We start from the raw sequence: 15,521 nt of genomic DNA on the forward strand, positions 1-15,521 counted from the left end.
CACCCGCAGATAAAAACAGGAGACAACGATGAAAGCCGCACGCTATTTTCAGCCGGGAAAACCGGAGGTTTTACGTTATACCGATGTCCCTGAACCTGTTTGTGGTCCGAACGATGTGCTGATCCGCGTAGAAGCCATCGCGCTTGAGGGCGGCGATGTGATTAATCGCGCCACGGCCTTCCCCGGCGAGCAAGGTGGTATTCCTGGTTATTCCGCTGCGGGCACGATTATTGAAGTCGGTGCGCAGGTAACAGATCGCCACCCGGGACAACGTGTGGCGACGCTCGCGCTCGCGGGTTCTCATGCCCAGTACCGCGTTGCACCCGCGCAATGGTCATGGGTCATTCCCGACGGGCTGGATGTTGTTTCCGCGTCCGTTATCCCGGTGAGTTTTGGCACGGCTGCCTGGGCGCTCTCTTCACGCTTAAAGATCAAAACAGGCGATAGCGTGCTTATCCAGGGCGGCGCGGGTGGCGTTGGGGTTGCCGCCATTCAGCTTGCGAAGGCGCAGGGCGCGCGTGTGCTCGCCACGCTTTCCGGTGATGCCCGCGTAAGCCAACTGACAACGCTCGGACTTGATGTCGCACTGGATTACCGCCAGCAGGATATTGTCGCCGAGGTGAAACGGCTGACAAACGCAGCCGGCGTGGACGGCGTTCTCGATCTGGTCGGCTCGACGCTGGAACAATCCATCGCCTGCCTGCGCGAATGGGGAACCGTGGTACTGGCCGGTAACGCCGGGGGAAATGCCCGCGCCGATCTGGCGGCATTACAGCAAGCTAATCAAACGATTAGCGGGCTTTTCTGGGGGCGTGAACTTGCCCACCAGCAAGCACGAGATTCAATCGACACGCTGCTGATGGATGTCAGGGATAACAAATTCAGCGTGATCATCGACAGAGAGTTTTCCCTGCAAGAGGTGGTGCAAGCCCACCGCTACGTAGAGGAAAACCGCGTGCTGGGGCGCATTATTCTGCGTCCCTGACGGCTGGCGACTGGCGAGAAGCATTGAGGCACGCCGGGATATCGCGCTTATCGCTGCACGCAATGCGCTGGTTTATTTGCGCCATCATCCACGGGAAAAAAGGGTTAGAACTGGTGCGCATCAGCGTATCAAGACTCACCGCCAGCGTATTGGTTTCGCCGCGTAGCGAAATGGCGCCGAGGCTTATGCCGTATTGATTATTCTGCGCCGGATAGAGGCCGTACAGGGAGTCATTCAGTGGAAACGGCAGCGCAATGTGCGACAGCGAAAACATCCCCGGCGGCCAGGCAATGTGTAACGCCTCCTGCGTCTCCTGCACCGCCTGCGCGGGCGTCATGCGGGCAACCGTGTCAACGCTGTCGGCGGCGGCATTGGTAATGACGGTTGCGGTGTAGCGACGTGGCGGCGCAGGCAGCAGCGTATTCACCGCCAGCGAGGCTGACGGGCGAAACAGCGCACCGGCATTGGCCGCCTGGTTGATATCAAACAGCACTAACTCGCTGCCGTTTTGCGGCACATAGCGGTACAGCGCGTCGACCACCGCGCGGGTACTGACCGTGGAATCCATCACCGACTGGAACGTCAGCACCGGCGGTAAGCCTTTTATCTGTCCGCTGCGCGCAGCCTGCTGGATCTGCTGCTGCAACGCCTGCGTTAGCAACCATGATTGTCGGGCGGCGTTAACCGGAAACGAATTGTATTTATACGGGTTGAATTCTGGCACCACATTCAGCCACGCCGCTTTGGCAAACGCCGGAAACGCCGCGGGCCAGCCAGCGAGCCCGGCAAAACGCGCATAGGACGGGACGCCGATCATCGGCGATAACAGAATGATCTGTTGTGGTCGGCGCAGCGCGCTGTTGCCAAGGCTATCCAGCGCATACTGCATGGCCAGTGCGCCCCCGTTCGAGTAGCCGACAAGATGCAGCGGTACGGACGATCCCGCAAGCCTTGTGGCTTCCCGCACAGCCAGTCGCGTGGTCGCCAGCCATTGGTCGCGATCCACTTTCGCCAGCGCGCCCGGTGCTGTGCCGTGCCCCGGCATGCGCGGCACCACCACCACAAATCCCTGCTGCTGCCAGGCCTGCGCCAGGTAACGCATGCTGTAGGGCGAATCCGTCAGCCCGTGCAGCAACACCGCCGCGCCGCGAATAGTGCCTTGCGGCATCAATACCTGAGAGCGGTTCCAGTTGGGTTGAAAACCGGCGGGGTAAACCCGGCTTTGCGCGTAAAACCGGTTAAGCGGTGTTTTCTCATCGTCGCTAAGCGCATCTGTGAGCTGCGTTTTCATGTCGCGGAAAAGCGTGTCTTCGTGCGCAAGATAGTCGGCGAAACGGGCGTGGTCGATGGCTTCGGCAGACATTTCATCAGCAGACCAGCGGTGCCATGACTGCAACGAAGGGCCTTTTTCCGACTGATAAACGCGGCCAATAAAAAAAACGATGCCGAGCACAAGCAGCCCAACGGCAAGCTTTCTGGCAAGTGCGATGAGCTTAAAACCTGACATTATTGCCCTTTGTCGCCACCAGGCGCGGCGATGCCGTTACGAAACAGTGCACAGAGAATAGTGCCACTTTTCAGATTGCGGCAAATCACTATGTCGGCAGGCAAGCGTAAAAAAACCCTGGTGTGGCAGGTGTTGGCAAATGGTGTTTTCAACAAGTGGAGCCAGTAGAAGCCAATAAAGGAAGGCAAAAAACCGCTATTGGCAGATTATTGCCACCGTCTGCTTTTGCGGACGGTGGCAATAATCCCTCGTTCCTGAGGTCAGATATCATCCGTCGTATGGTGTACAACAATTTCCAGCGTATTGCGGATAATGTCGCTTCGTACCACATCATCCGTGCTTTCGATCATCCGGATAAGTTCAAGAATCAACGCCTTATGGGTTATACGTTCATCGGCTGCGACTATGCGTCTGATGGCGACACCAAGAATGGCGGATTCCTCTGCAAGTTTTTCACCACCGCTGCGAAAATATTCCATGAGAGAAAGATCGGTAAGATTTTCGTACCCATCAGAACTTTCAAGCATAGCCTGGCTCATTTCATTACCCCATGTTGAGTTCATTCTTATCAGCACTTCAGTCAGTGTTTTTTACTACTGCCCGGCTGCTTGTTGCCAAACAGTGGATAAATGTTATCCCTGCGATCCTCATTCCATTCCATGCCTACCGCGTCTGCGCCATGGCGCATTTCGCCCAGCGTGTTATTGCTGATTTCGGCAATAATGCGCCCCAGCATCTTGCGCCGTTGGCTGTCAGGTTCACTGCTCTCCATCGAACGCAGCCGGGCTATCAGGGCCTGGGTGCTGATAGGAGAGTTGTCTTTCAGGAGTGACAACACGGCCACTCCGATAAGTTCATCTGTCAGTTGCTCTATTTCACTACTGTTCATAACTGCATCTCGGGTTGCCGCCCGTTGCCGAAGTGCAATTGCGGCATGAAGCCAATTCTCACGTGGTAGCGTTCTGCCAGAGCTTATGGCGCCCCGTGAGAATTGACTCAAATAACCAGGTCATTTATCGCGATTAGTCTTTTCATCTTAACGATCAAACAGCAAACCAATCAGCGTGTGATAGTGGCTCTCCTCTTCCGGGCCAGATGCTTTTTCAAGCCGCGACAACAATTTTGTACAAATAGCCTTACGGTTCAGATTGCGGCCTTCGGTCAGGATCTCGACTGCAATGCGTCCCAATGTTTCTTGCTGCGTTGGCAGCGTGGCTTTATCAAAGTAGCGAGTAACAGCATTCGCTGTGTTTGGAAGAAAACCATTCTGTTGCATCTGTTAATCCTCTAAAGTCCATGAGTCAGGAAAGTACAATTAAAGTTATACAAAGATTGCTAATATGTACATAGAAATTGTACAAAATAATTAGCCCCCTATAGAAACACTCAATAAATTCATACAAATTAACAAGTTAACACAAAAACAAAAGCTCTTGGACGCGACGGATTTGTACAAATTACCTGTATCGATGCCTGCTGAGTTGTTAACATTTCTGCATAATCACCTGCGGACATACGCGAACTATTTGAAAATAAATGGAATAACGGCACAACGTCCTGGCTATCTTCTGCTAAGGTAAATATTCCTAAATATCCCGCCGGAACTCCTATGCTTACCACCATCATTTACCGCAGCCACCTGCACGACCATGTCTCGTTTAAGATGCTTGAAGAGATGGTCGCAGCCGCCAATATCAAAAATGGTCGGGCCAGCGTGACGGGGATCCTGCTATTTAATGGCACCCATTTTTTTCAATTGCTTGAAGGACCTGAAGAAAGTGTTACGGCTATTTATCAGGACATCTGTGGCGATGACCGCCATTACAATTTGGTCGAAGTGCTCAGAGACTACGCGCCGTCAAGGCGCTTCGGTAAGACCGGAATGGAGCTGTTCGACTTGCGCGATCACGATCGTGAAGCGGTATTGCAGACCGTGTTTGATAAAGGCACAACGCGATACCAACTGACCTACGGCGATCGCGCATTACAGTTCTTTCAGACCTTCGTCGAAGACAGCGAGAAAGAGTTCTACTACGAAATTCCACCGGGCGATGCCTGGGAGTTTATTGCCGATGGCAACGCGATACCCCTGCCGCCAGGCGTCCCGGATAGCCGTGCCGACTGCCATTTTGCTTTCCAGCCTATTGTTGACCCCTTTGCCCGCCAGATTGTCTCTGTCGAAGCGCTGCTGCGTACCCGCGTAGGCGGCTCGCCGCAGGACTGGTTCGACGATATGGCCGGGGATGATATTTACACCGCCGATTTACAAAGCAAGCGCGTCGCTTTTGCGATGGCCGCGGCGTTGAAGCTGGGTACGCAGACGCTCTCGGTAAATCTGCTGCCCATGACGCTGGTAAAGGTGCCTGATGCCACTGAATTTATTGTGCAGGCGATTAAAGAGCACGGGCTGGTTCCTGAACAGGTCATCGTGGAATTTAACGAAAGCGCTGTGTTTTCTTGCATTGATGCGTTTACGCAGGCGGTAAAAATGCTGAAAGGTGCCGGTATTCGTGTGGCAATCGATCACTTCGGTGCCGGGTTTGGCGGGCTGGTATTGCTGACGCAATTCCAGCCGGACCGAATCAAAATCAACCGTGCCCTGATTGCGGACGTGCACAAAAGTGGCTCCCGTCAGGCCATTGTTCAGGCGATTATCAAATGCTGTACCTCGCTGGAAATTGCTATTTCCGCCGTCGGCGTCGAAAAGGCGGAAGAGTGGATGTGGCTTGAATCGGCGGGCATTTCTCAGTTCCAGGGTCACCTTTTCGCGCGCCCGGATGTAAACGGCATTCCGGCCGTGGCCTGGCCAGAAAAAAGAGATGAGATGATATAAGCTGTGCAGCGAAGTTGTACAAAAAAGGATTTGTACAACTTTGCAAAGTTAACTTAGTCTGTGAAAAGAGCACACTGGCGTTAAAGAGTACGAGGGAGCTATGGCTTTTTATAGTATCGGCGAGGTTGCCGAACGCTGCGGGATAAACCCGGTCACACTACGCGCCTGGCAGCGTCGCTATGGGCTGTTAAAACCGCAGCGCAGTGAAGGTGGTCATCGTCAATTCGATGAGTCTGACATTCAGCGCATTGTGGAGATCAAGCGCTGGATCGATAACGGCATTTCCGTAAGCAAAGTTAAAGCCTTGCTCGACGACAACAAATTCGCCGGGCAAACAAGCTGGGCGTCACTCCAGGAAGAGTTGATGTCGATGCTGCGACAAGTGAATCCCTCCCGGCTGCGCGCCACCCTTCACACCTTGAGTCAGACACACGCAGCGGATGTGCTTATCGACGACATACTGGTGCCGGTACGCCAGCGGCTCAGCCGCGATAAAAATACCGCACGTGTGGTGTTAAGCCTGCTGGACGGCGTATTAGTGGAGTTCGCCGCGTCAGGCATTGCCACCGCGCGTGAACAGGCAGCAAAAACGGCGCTGCTGATCGCCTGGGGAAATGACGATCGCACCCATCTATGGCTCGAAGCATGGCGCCTGTCACAGCAGGGCTGGCGCATTGATGTCCTCGCCGAACCGCTCGACTCCCCTCACCCGGAATTTTTTCCCGGCCAGCATCTGTTTGTCTGGACCGGCAAACCGCTCACGCGCAGCCAGGCGCAGCAGCTTGCCCACTGGCGGGAACAGGGGTTTGCTATCGCTCACCATAGCGGCAAGGCAGAAAGCATCTGAGACTGGCGTTCAATTCAGCCTTGCTTCTCTGTCGCTATCGGTTTGCTGAAAACCGTTTTGTCTCCCCACTACTCCTGATGATCGCGGAGATCATCAGCTGTGGTTATAATCGCTTCGCCAGTTCGCACAGAAAATAATATTAATAAGGGGAGCATTGTGACGGAAAAAGCATCAGATTCAGGTTTGAAGGAACAGATAACGGGTTTTGCCAGTAATATTATTTCCAGCCGATTAAAAGGGCCAGTGTATATCTATTTATTGTGCTCACTGGTCGCGTTTAACTGGAAGCACATATTACTTATCGCCATGTCGGATGAGAAAATAGAAACCCTCCTTAAAAATATCACCAGCGCTTACCATTTCTCGCATAACTATTTTTACTGGCCGCTGGTGGTGGGTTTTGGCATGTCTATAGCCATGCCGGTACTGGATTTTGTTGTTAATTTACTCTCCTCTTTTGTACGCATTGGTGTTAACTGGTCAGATCGCGTCGCAAATGCCGCATGGCAATGGTTTATGGATCGTATCAATGCAGGCAGAACAAAGACGCTCAAAAAAACGCTGGCGCTTGAAGCTGATCTTGCAAAAGCCCAATTTCAACTTGATAACGCCCAAAAATCTCTCAGCAATACCCGACAACTCTCCTCCTCTGTTCGCCAGGAAATTATTTCGCTTGCCGCGCGGCTGGCTGTTATTTCCGGGAATATAAGCACTAACCTGGAAGCTTTAAACGATCCGGAGAAAGTTCAAAGCACCCTTCACAAACTGTTTGATTTTGATGAACGTAATCCGGGACGTGCGTTGGCGAAAAAAATATATATGACTAATGCATCCGAAGATTTTATTGAAGCAATAATACGGCAAACGCAATCATTCTCTAAAGAGGATATAGAAAAGATAATGGCGTTTCTGAATCTTCCCTCCGCCACGGCCGAAGAGAACGAACCCGCGGCTGCTCAGGGTTAACCATTCTGCCAGGCAATATTTTCCCTGAACAGAGCCCGGCGTAAACCGGGCTGATTAACCTACCCCATATCACTTTCCAGCCGCTGGCGGTGGCGCAAACCGGGGAACCACTTCATCCAGAGGGCTACCACAATCAACGTGCCGACACCGCCAATCGCCGCCGCAGGCACCGCGCCAAGCCACGCCGCCAGCATACCGGATTCAAATTCGCCGAGCTGGTTAGAGGTGTTGATAAAAATGGAGTTAACCGCGTTCACCCGCCCGCGCATCTCGTCTGGGGTATCGAGTTGCACCAGCGAACCGCGGATCACCATGCTCACCATGTCGAAACCGCCGAGCGCGAACAGCGCCAGCAACGACAGCCACATCCAGCTTGAGAAGGCGAACACCAGCGTCGCCACGCCAAACCCTGCCACACACATAAACATGATCATGCCGACATTGCGCCTCAATGCGCGGTGGCTTAACCAGAAGCCCACCAGCAGCGCACCAACGGCTGGCGCACTACGCAGCAAGCCCAGACCAAGCGGCCCGGTATGCAGCACATCATGGGCGAAAATGGGCAGCAGCGCGGTCGCGCCGCCGAGCAGTACGGCAAACAGATCGAGCGAAATCACCCCCAGCACATCCGGGCGGTTGCGGATAAACCCAACGCCGGCAAACAGCGAAGATAGCGTCGCCGGCGTGCGCGGCGGCTGCGCCTGTTCATACCGCAGCGTCATCACCAGCAACAGCGACACCAGATAGAGTCCGGCGGTAACGCTGTACACCACATCGGCCCCCGCCGCGTAGAGAAAACCGCCCAGCGCCGGGCCGACAATCTGCGCCGCCTGGCCGGAAACCGCATTCGCGGCCGTTGCTCGCGGTAAAATGGAGAGCGGCACCAGCGCTGGCAACATCGAAATCATCGATGGCGACTCAATGGTTTTGGCGCAAGAGATAACGAAGATAAGCGCCAGAATCACCCACACGCTGGCATCGCCCTGCCACGTTAACCACGCCAGCGCGGCGATGGCCAGCCACTCGAGAATCTGCGCCAGCAGCACCACGCGACGGCGGTCAAACTGGTCGGCGATATGCCCGGCAGGCAGCGCCAGCGTTAACGAGGGAATAAACTGCACCAGACCAATCATCCCCAGCCAGAACGCGCTCTGTGTCTGGGAGTAAATTTGCCAGCCGACGATGATAGATAACATCTGAAAACCGAAGCTGGAGCTGGTTCGCGCCAGCCAGAAGGCAACAAAAGAACGATGCTGCAATAAACGACCATCACTGCCTGGTAACACCGGAGCCATAGGTTATTCCATCTCTGTTATTAGTGTCCTGCCGACGGCGCGCCCGGCGCACCGGAACGCACAAACGGCGGGCGGGCAAACCAAATCACCACCACCAGCGCCAGAAATCCCCAGCCCAACAGCCAGAAATAGTCGATGGTCGACAGCATATAGGCCTGCTGTTCAATGGTTTTATCCACCGCCGCCAGGTGTTGCTGCGTCACGCCGCCCATTTTATGCAGATAATCAGTGGCCGCCGGGTTATACACGGAGACGCTTTCCGTCAGGTTAGCATGATGGTAAACCTCGCGGCGCGACCAGATCCAGGTGGTGAGCGACGAGGCAAACGAGCCGCCCAGCACGCGGAAAAAGGTTGCCAGCCCGGAGCCTTCCGCCACTTCGGCACCGTGCAGATTCGACAGCACAATGGTAGTGATCGGCATAAAGAAAAACGCCACGCCGATACCCATAAACATCTGCACTTCCGCCACGGTGCGAAAATCGACACTGGTATTAAACTGCGCGCGGATAAGGCAGGATGCGCCCATGGTCAGAAACGACAACGACGCCAGCAGGCGCAGATCCACTTTATGGGCGTAGCGACCGATAAACGGTGTTAACAGCAGCGGTAAAAAGCCCATCGGCGCGGCGGCAAGCCCGGCCCAGATGGCGGTATAACCCATCTGGGTTTGCAGCCACTGCGGCAGGATAATGTTAATGGCGAAAAAGGCCGCGTAACCGAGCGTCAGCGTTGCGGTGCCGATGGCGAAGTTGCGATCTTTAAACAGCCGCAGGTTCACAATCGGGTGCTGCTCCCCCAGTTCCCAGATGACAAACGACGCCAGCGCAATGGCGGAAAGTACCGACATAACGATGATTTCCGTGGCGTTGAACCAGTCCATGTCGTTGCCTTTATCCAGCACCACCTGCAACAGGCCCACGCCGAGCACCAGCAACGCAATGCCGATGTAATCGATCGGCGAATGAGAGGTGGTTTCTTCGCGCTCGCGCAGCTGTGTCCAGACCACGATGGCGGCGAAAATCCCTATTGGTACGTTGATATAGAAGATCCACGGCCACGAGTAATTGTCGGTGATCCAGCCGCCGGTAATCGGCCCGACAATCGGTGCGACCACGGTCACCATCGACAGCAACGCCAGCGCCATACTGCGTTTGCTGGTCGGGAAAATCACCAGCAATAGCGTCTGGCACATCGGGAACATCGGCCCGGCAAAAAAGCCCTGCAGCGCGCGGAAGATAATCAGCTCGGTCATGCTGTGGGCGAACCCGCACAGAAACGAGGTCAGAGTGAACAGCGCCACCGAACCAACAAACAGCTTGAGCTGACCAAAGCGACGGGTAAACCAGCCGGTCAGCGGCAGCGCAATAGCATTACACACCGCGAACGAGGTAATCACCCAGGTGCCCTGATCCGAACTGACGCCAAGGTTACCGGCGATGGTCGGCAGCGCAACGTTCGCGATGGTGGTATCCAGCACCTGCATAAAGGTTGCCAGCGACAGCGCAATCGTCGCCAGCAACAGGCTCGGTGGCGTAAACGCCGACTTATCTTGCATAACGTCTCTCTTAGCGGGCGCCGGACGCTACCGCCTGGCTGTTGTCATGAAGAATTTTCGCCACCAGTTGATCGGCGTTCTCCAGTGCGTTCTGGTAAACGTCGGTAGTGAAGCGCGGCGCAGCAACCGTTTTGGGCGGCAGCAGATCGCCATCGGCGTTACGAATATCCACGCGGGCAAACATCGACAGCCCCACGCGCAGCGGATGTTTCTGCATGTCATGCGGGTCAAGGGTGATGCGCACCGGCAAACGCTGGATGATTTTGATCCAGTTCCCGCTGGCGTTTTGCGCCGGCAGCAGCGAAAACGCACTGCCGGTGCCAATGCCCAGACTCTCAATGGTGCCGTGGTACTCCACATCGTCACCGTAGAGATCGGCGGTCAGCGTCACTTTCTGCCCCAGACGCATGGTATTCATCTGGCTCTCTTTAAAGTTGGCGTCCACCCACACCTGATCCAGCGGCACAATCGACATCAGCGTGGTGCCGGAATCGACGCGCATCCCCAGTTGTACCGCGCGTTTCGCGACAAAGCCGCTTACCGGCGCAACAATGGTGCTGCGCGCGTTATCGAGGTAACGCTGGCGCAACGTGGCAATCGCGCTTTTGATTTCCGGATGGCTGTCGATAACCGTGTCATCGGTCATTGCCAGGTTAGTGCTTAACGCCTGTTGCGCCGCCGCCAGATCGCTTTTCGCCGTGGCGACCGCATCGCGGTAGTGCGCTAAATCCTCAACGGAAATCGCGCCGCTGGTAGCGATTTTTTGCCGACGCGCATAGTCGTTCTGCGCGGTTTGCAACGCGGTTTGTTTCGCCGCAACCTGCGCACGGTAGTTATCGACCGTGCTGTACAAGCCGCGCACCTGGCGCACAGTGCTGGCCAGGTTCGCTTCTGCCTGTTGCAGGGCAATTTCGGTGTCACTCGGATCCAGCAACACCAGCGGCTGCCCTTTTTCGACATAATCGCCTTCATCAACGGAAACCTGCGTCACCGTCCCGCCGATTTGCGGCGTTAAGGTCACCAGGTTGGCGTTGACGTACGCATCGTCAGTGCTTTCGTAGTAACGGGCATATAACAGATACCAGGCCAGACAGCCTGCGGCGATAAGCAGCAAAACAACGAACAGGATAGCGAAGTTGCGCTTACGTTTGCTCGGCGCGCGTTCGGGTTGTGCAGATGAAGTTTGCATCTTGATACCTTTTCAGGACAGCTTAGCGATGTGGGCGGGTTGCCTCGTCCGGCAACATTTTTATCAGCAGTTCAACCAGCAGCCGCGACTCGTCGGCGGTCAGACGCCTGGTCATCGTACTGAGAATCGAGGCCAGCGCCTCATTCTGAAATCGGTCACAAATCACGCGCCCTTTGTCGGTCAATTCGAGAATGACCTGGCGTTTATCTTCCGGGTTGGTGGTGCGCACAATCAGATCGCGCTTGACCATGCGCTCAAGCATGCGGCTCATCGCCCCGGCGTCCATCAGCAGATTTTTGCTCACTTCAACCGGGCTATTGAAGCCTTTATAGATACTTATCAATACCTTGAACTGTGCAGCGGTGATATCCGCAGCAGAAAAGTACTGGCTAATAAGCTGGTCTTTGAACTGGTTTGCCAGATGAATCAACAAACCGAGGTGCAGTTTTGGGTTGGGAATATCCGCAGCGTTAGTCATGATATTTGCCTGGTCAGTAATTACAAATGAAATTACTGACCAGGCAGTGAACTGTCAATGAATTGTCAAGATAAGCGCACGTTTTGTCAGTGCGTGATGGTGTTCCGGGTGGTGAAGATCAACTTAACACGTTGATTTTATAGCTTGTGAAGCGAGCACTGCATTCGCTGCTTCGACAAACCCGGCCCCACCCGGCCCACGCGTGATCCAGGCAGGCGCCTGGGGCAGCGCATCAAGGCACTCCATCACGGTACTGACGCCTACCGAATGGCGGAAAAAGGCAAACATCGGTGCATCATTGAGTGAATCACCGGTATAAAGCACCGAGTCAGGGTCGCTATCGATGTCGAGGTTGTAGTGTTCGCGCAGCACTTTTCGCGCCATCACCAGCTTGTCGTAACCGCCCAGCCAGCCGAGAAGCCAGAGATTATTGACCGTGACACTGGCTCCATGACTGCGCATGCAGTTGATGATGGCGGCGTTTTGTTCGTCATCCGCCGTGCGGGAAAAAGCAATACTGGTCAGTCGAAAGGGCTGGTCATCAGCCAGCGTGGCCGTGGGAACCTGGCGTTTTACGTCGTCAATAATATGCGCTAATTGTGGTGTCAGTTTCGCCTGCGCGTCGTGCCAGTAGTGACGCGCAATCCCCTCCCGTGCGCGGCGATAAAAAAGCCCGCCGTTTTCGCCAATCACCCCTGCCACCGGCCACATTCGCGCCATTTGATCGCACCAGCCAGCCGGTGCGGCGGTCACAGGAATAACGCTGATCCCCGCGTGTTGTAACTGTTCCAGTGCCTGGTAGGTGGCAGCAGCCAGTTTTCCCTGGTATGTCAGGGTTTCGTCCATGTCCGTCAGGACAAAACGTACTGCGCGGAAAGTCGCGGCATGGGCATTTTCCAGTTGTTTCATGATGTTCTCCTCGTGGGCTAACAGGGTAACGAGCCATCAGCGCCCTGAACATCATTCTGATTAGCAATAATCCTCATATGGAAAAGTAAAAACGGGCATATGCCGCATGCACCTGTCAGGTAAGGCATCACTCTCTTTTTTAACGCCGCGAATGGAGCGGTTCAACAGTGCATTCGGCGGCAACCCTTTCGGCGGGCGCGAGGGCTGAGATAGTTCTTAAACTTGCTGAATATCACGCGTGTAGCCGCTTGCCAAACGTAAAGAAATGTCAAAAAAGGCCACGAAAAAGCCAGCTATACCTGCCAAAAATGAGTGATAGTGACACAGGTGATTAATGAAAACGAAAGTGCATGCCGTTAAGTTATTAATATTAATGAAAATTTATTTTTTAAAAAATAATAACAAGCGAAACGGCGAGCAAAAAATATATTCAACCCAACCTGTTTACGCCTCGGTTTGACTAAATGAGGTCAGTGTCTAAATTTAATATCAAGCGACACACGCTGGCATGTAAATATAAAGCAGGAAGGATATCAGGATTAATATTTGTCTATTTAATTCATCTCGCGTTAATAAACGCCGCATAACTTCCCCTGATATTTTTTATTAATCGTATAACTGCTGATAACAGCGGCAGTGCCCTATTTTGCTTATCCACTCAACCATGAAAGGATCAGATATGACACCTCAAGAAAATTATCACGACTGGTTACGCGATGCACATGCCATGGAAAAACAAGCTGAGTCAATGCTTAATGCCATGAGCAGCCGCATCGATAATTACCCCGATTTACGCGCACGAATTGAGCAACATTTAACGGAAACGCAAGGGCAAATAAAATTGCTGGAAACGGTGATGGATCGTAACGATATTAACCGTTCGTTAATGAAAGATGCCACCAGCAAAATGGCGGCGATGGGTCAATCATTTGGTGGCATGTTTGCACCGGATGAAATCGTTAAAGGCGCAATCAGTAGCTACGTCTTCGAACAATTTGAAATTGCCTGTTATACCTCGCTTATCGCCGCGGCTGAAAAAGCCGGTGACAGCGCCAGCATCGATATTTTCAAACAGATCCTGGCGGAAGAAAAAGCAATGGCCGAATGGGCACTCAATCATATTCCGGATGTGACAGAACAATTTTTGCTGCGCAGCGCAGCGGAAGGCGTGGAAGCTAAAAAATAATAAATTTTATTTTTCAGGAGGCAAGCAATGTTTCGTCATGTAAAGCAACTGCAATACACCGTGCGCGTCAGTGAACCGAATCCAGGGCTGGCCAACCTGCTGCTTGAACAGTTTGGCGGCCCGCAAGGGGAACTGGCTGCGGCATGCCGCTATTTCACCCAGGGGCTGGGTGATGAAGACGCCGGTCGCAAAGAGATGTTGATGGACATCGCGACAGAAGAGCTCAGCCATCTGGAAATTATCGGTTCGCTGGTCGGCATGCTCAATAAAGGGGCAAAAGGCGAGCTGGCAGAAGGCACCGAAAGTGAGGCGGAGCTGTATCGCTCGTTAACCGAAAACGGTAACGACAGCCATATAACGTCGCTGCTGTACGGCGGCGGCCCCGCGCTGACTAACTCCGCCGGTGTCCCGTGGACCGCCGCTTATATTGATACGATTGGCGAAGTGACCGCCGACTTGCGTTCGAATATCGCCGCCGAAGCGCGCGCGAAAATTATTTACGAGCGCCTAATCAATGTCACCGACGATCCGGGGGTAAAAGACGCGTTAGGTTTCCTGATGACCCGTGAAGCCGCGCATATGCTCTCTTTTGAGAAGGCGCTCTACTCGATTCGCAATAATTTCCCGCCAGGAAAATTACCGCCAATCGAACAGTACACCAACGTCTACTACAACATGTCGGAAGGTGACGATCCGCGCGGTAGCTGGAACAGCGATGAGAACTTTGACTATGTCGCCGATCCACAACCGGCGGTCGACGGCGGTGACGGCTCCGCCACCACGACGCTCAGCCCGGAACAACTGGCGCTGGTAAAAGCGATGGCCGAACGCACCAAATCCGATCCGACTGTGGATCCCATCACCGGCGCCGACCTCGGTAGCGGTGAACCCCAGCCGAAATAAGCATCCCGAAAGCATCTGCCTTGCAGATGCTTTTTTTTATCGGCGTTGTAACGCACGCAACTCCTGCGCATCGTGGCTACAAAACAGCCGGATCTCCTCGCCATGCGTTAACGCCAGCTCGCGCAGACGTTGCTGGTTAACCCTTCTGGCTGCGTTATCCATCGCCATCATCCATTGATAAAAACGCAGCCCCGGCGTGCAGTGGCGCTCCGTCCCCCCGATTTCCCCCCGGTAAAACCAGGCGTCACCGCCGTGCAGTAGCCAGCCAGCGGGATGCTGAATGGCAATACCGGCATGACCCAGCGTGTGACCAGCGAGCGGGATAAGCAAAATCTCCGGCGGCAACCCACGCAGGGCCGTCACGGCATCAAAGCCGTACCACTTCTCGCCTTCGGCGGCATACCCCTGCCAGCCCGATACGCCCTGCCACTGGCCGGGACGATAGCGTTCGCGTGTCAGCCAGCTGTGCCGCTGCTGCGCAGTGTCGATTTCGCGCTGTAAGAGATGGATCTGCGCCTGCGGGAAATCGGTCAGGCCGCCGGCGTGGTCAAAATCCAGATGGGTCAATACAATATGCCGCACATCTGCAGCCTTAAACCCTAACGCCTCAACCTGGGCCAGCGCCGTTAAGTTTTCCCGCTGCTGGATATTGTTCAACAGGCGAAAAAAGGCCGGGATATTGCGCCGGGGCTGGCGCATATCGGTGGTGCCGAAGCCGGTATCCACCAGCACCAGACCGTGGCGTTGTGTTTCAAGCAGCAGGCAGTGACACGCCAGATGCGCATGCACACCTTTGCTGAAACCGTCATACAGCGCGCCGCCGAGTGGGCACATACAGCCGCAATTAAGATGATGAATAATCACGTT

General features: G+C 54.4%; 16 protein-coding genes. 6 read left to right on the forward strand and 10 right to left on the reverse strand.

Going from position 1 to position 15,521, the window contains the following annotated elements:
• Positions 1-28: 28 nt before the first annotated feature.
• Positions 29-985 carry a quinone oxidoreductase family protein gene (locus tag O3S68_RS07220; protein ID WP_269231143.1) on the forward strand — a complete coding sequence of 319 codons (957 nt, stop codon included), beginning with the start codon at positions 29-31 and terminating at the stop codon, positions 983-985.
• On the opposite strand, the gene O3S68_RS07225 is transcribed toward O3S68_RS07220, so the two are convergent.
• The 4 genes from O3S68_RS07225 to ycgZ all read right to left on the reverse strand — a co-directional run bounded on the left by O3S68_RS07225 (position 969) and on the right by ycgZ (position 3,768).
• Entirely contained in the window at positions 969-2,492 is a 1,524-nt protein-coding gene (locus tag O3S68_RS07225) for an alpha/beta hydrolase (RefSeq protein ID WP_269231144.1), read from the reverse strand. The two genes, O3S68_RS07220 and O3S68_RS07225, sit on opposite strands and share 17 nt — an antisense overlap.
• Before the next feature lie 260 nt (positions 2,493-2,752).
• Positions 2,753-3,031, reverse strand: a complete 279-nt coding sequence (locus O3S68_RS07230) for a biofilm development regulator YmgB/AriR family protein (protein ID WP_170956311.1) — start codon at positions 3,029-3,031, stop codon at positions 2,753-2,755.
• 41 nt (positions 3,032-3,072) lie between these two features.
• A complete protein-coding gene (locus O3S68_RS07235) occupies positions 3,073-3,381 on the reverse strand; it encodes a hypothetical protein (protein ID WP_045509656.1) in 309 nt (102 codons plus the stop codon).
• Between the two features lie 147 nt (positions 3,382-3,528).
• Entirely contained in the window at positions 3,529-3,768 is a 240-nt protein-coding gene (ycgZ, locus tag O3S68_RS07240; RefSeq protein WP_016495733.1) for a regulatory protein YcgZ, read from the reverse strand.
• 333 nt (positions 3,769-4,101) lie between these two features.
• On the opposite strand from ycgZ, the gene O3S68_RS07245 reads away from it, so the two are divergent.
• From O3S68_RS07245 to O3S68_RS07255, 3 genes are all read left to right on the forward strand, one after another.
• Positions 4,102-5,325, forward strand: a complete 1,224-nt coding sequence (locus tag O3S68_RS07245; protein ID WP_016495732.1) for a diguanylate phosphodiesterase — start codon at positions 4,102-4,104, stop codon at positions 5,323-5,325.
• A 100-nt stretch (positions 5,326-5,425) separates the two neighbouring features.
• Complete coding sequence (locus O3S68_RS07250; RefSeq protein ID WP_097405835.1) at positions 5,426-6,172, forward strand: MerR family transcriptional regulator; 747 nt, start codon at positions 5,426-5,428, stop codon at positions 6,170-6,172.
• Positions 6,173-6,328: 156 nt separating this feature from the next.
• Positions 6,329-7,138: a hypothetical protein gene (locus O3S68_RS07255; protein ID WP_269231145.1), complete on the forward strand. Its 810-nt coding sequence runs from the start codon at positions 6,329-6,331 to the stop codon at positions 7,136-7,138.
• Between the two features lie 59 nt (positions 7,139-7,197).
• Here O3S68_RS07255 and O3S68_RS07260 read toward each other — a convergent pair whose 3' ends face one another.
• The 5 genes from O3S68_RS07260 to O3S68_RS07280 all read right to left on the reverse strand — a co-directional run bounded on the left by O3S68_RS07260 (position 7,198) and on the right by O3S68_RS07280 (position 12,565).
• The gene (locus O3S68_RS07260) at positions 7,198-8,433 is read right to left on the reverse strand and encodes an MFS transporter (protein WP_269231146.1); all 1,236 of its coding nucleotides are present in this window, start codon (positions 8,431-8,433) and stop codon (positions 7,198-7,200) included.
• 20 nt (positions 8,434-8,453) lie between these two features.
• Positions 8,454-9,989, reverse strand: a complete 1,536-nt coding sequence (locus tag O3S68_RS07265; RefSeq protein ID WP_016495728.1) for a DHA2 family efflux MFS transporter permease subunit — start codon at positions 9,987-9,989, stop codon at positions 8,454-8,456.
• 10 nt (positions 9,990-9,999) lie between these two features.
• Entirely contained in the window at positions 10,000-11,178 is a 1,179-nt protein-coding gene (locus tag O3S68_RS07270) for an efflux RND transporter periplasmic adaptor subunit (RefSeq protein ID WP_160269826.1), read from the reverse strand.
• 22 nt (positions 11,179-11,200) lie between these two features.
• A complete protein-coding gene (locus O3S68_RS07275; protein WP_016495726.1) occupies positions 11,201-11,656 on the reverse strand; it encodes a MarR family transcriptional regulator in 456 nt (151 codons plus the stop codon).
• A gap of 123 nt (positions 11,657-11,779) precedes the next feature.
• A complete protein-coding gene (locus O3S68_RS07280; protein ID WP_269231147.1) occupies positions 11,780-12,565 on the reverse strand; it encodes an HAD family hydrolase in 786 nt (261 codons plus the stop codon).
• Between the two features lie 679 nt (positions 12,566-13,244).
• Between O3S68_RS07280 and O3S68_RS07285 the strand changes: the two genes are divergently transcribed.
• Both O3S68_RS07285 and O3S68_RS07290 read left to right on the forward strand, forming a co-directional pair.
• Entirely contained in the window at positions 13,245-13,751 is a 507-nt protein-coding gene (locus tag O3S68_RS07285) for a ferritin-like domain-containing protein (protein ID WP_016495724.1), read from the forward strand.
• A gap of 27 nt (positions 13,752-13,778) precedes the next feature.
• Positions 13,779-14,654, forward strand: coding sequence for a manganese catalase family protein (locus tag O3S68_RS07290; RefSeq protein ID WP_269231148.1), 876 nt, complete (start codon positions 13,779-13,781; stop codon positions 14,652-14,654).
• 36 nt (positions 14,655-14,690) lie between these two features.
• Here the strand turns inward: O3S68_RS07290 and O3S68_RS07295 are convergent, their stop codons facing one another.
• Positions 14,691-15,518, reverse strand: coding sequence for an MBL fold metallo-hydrolase (locus tag O3S68_RS07295; RefSeq protein ID WP_097405828.1), 828 nt, complete (start codon positions 15,516-15,518; stop codon positions 14,691-14,693).
• Positions 15,519-15,521: the final 3 nt, after the last annotated feature.

Origin of the sequence: Kosakonia sp. SOY2 (assembly GCF_027109175.1) — a bacterium.
Lineage (GTDB): Bacteria > Pseudomonadota > Gammaproteobacteria > Enterobacterales > Enterobacteriaceae > Kosakonia.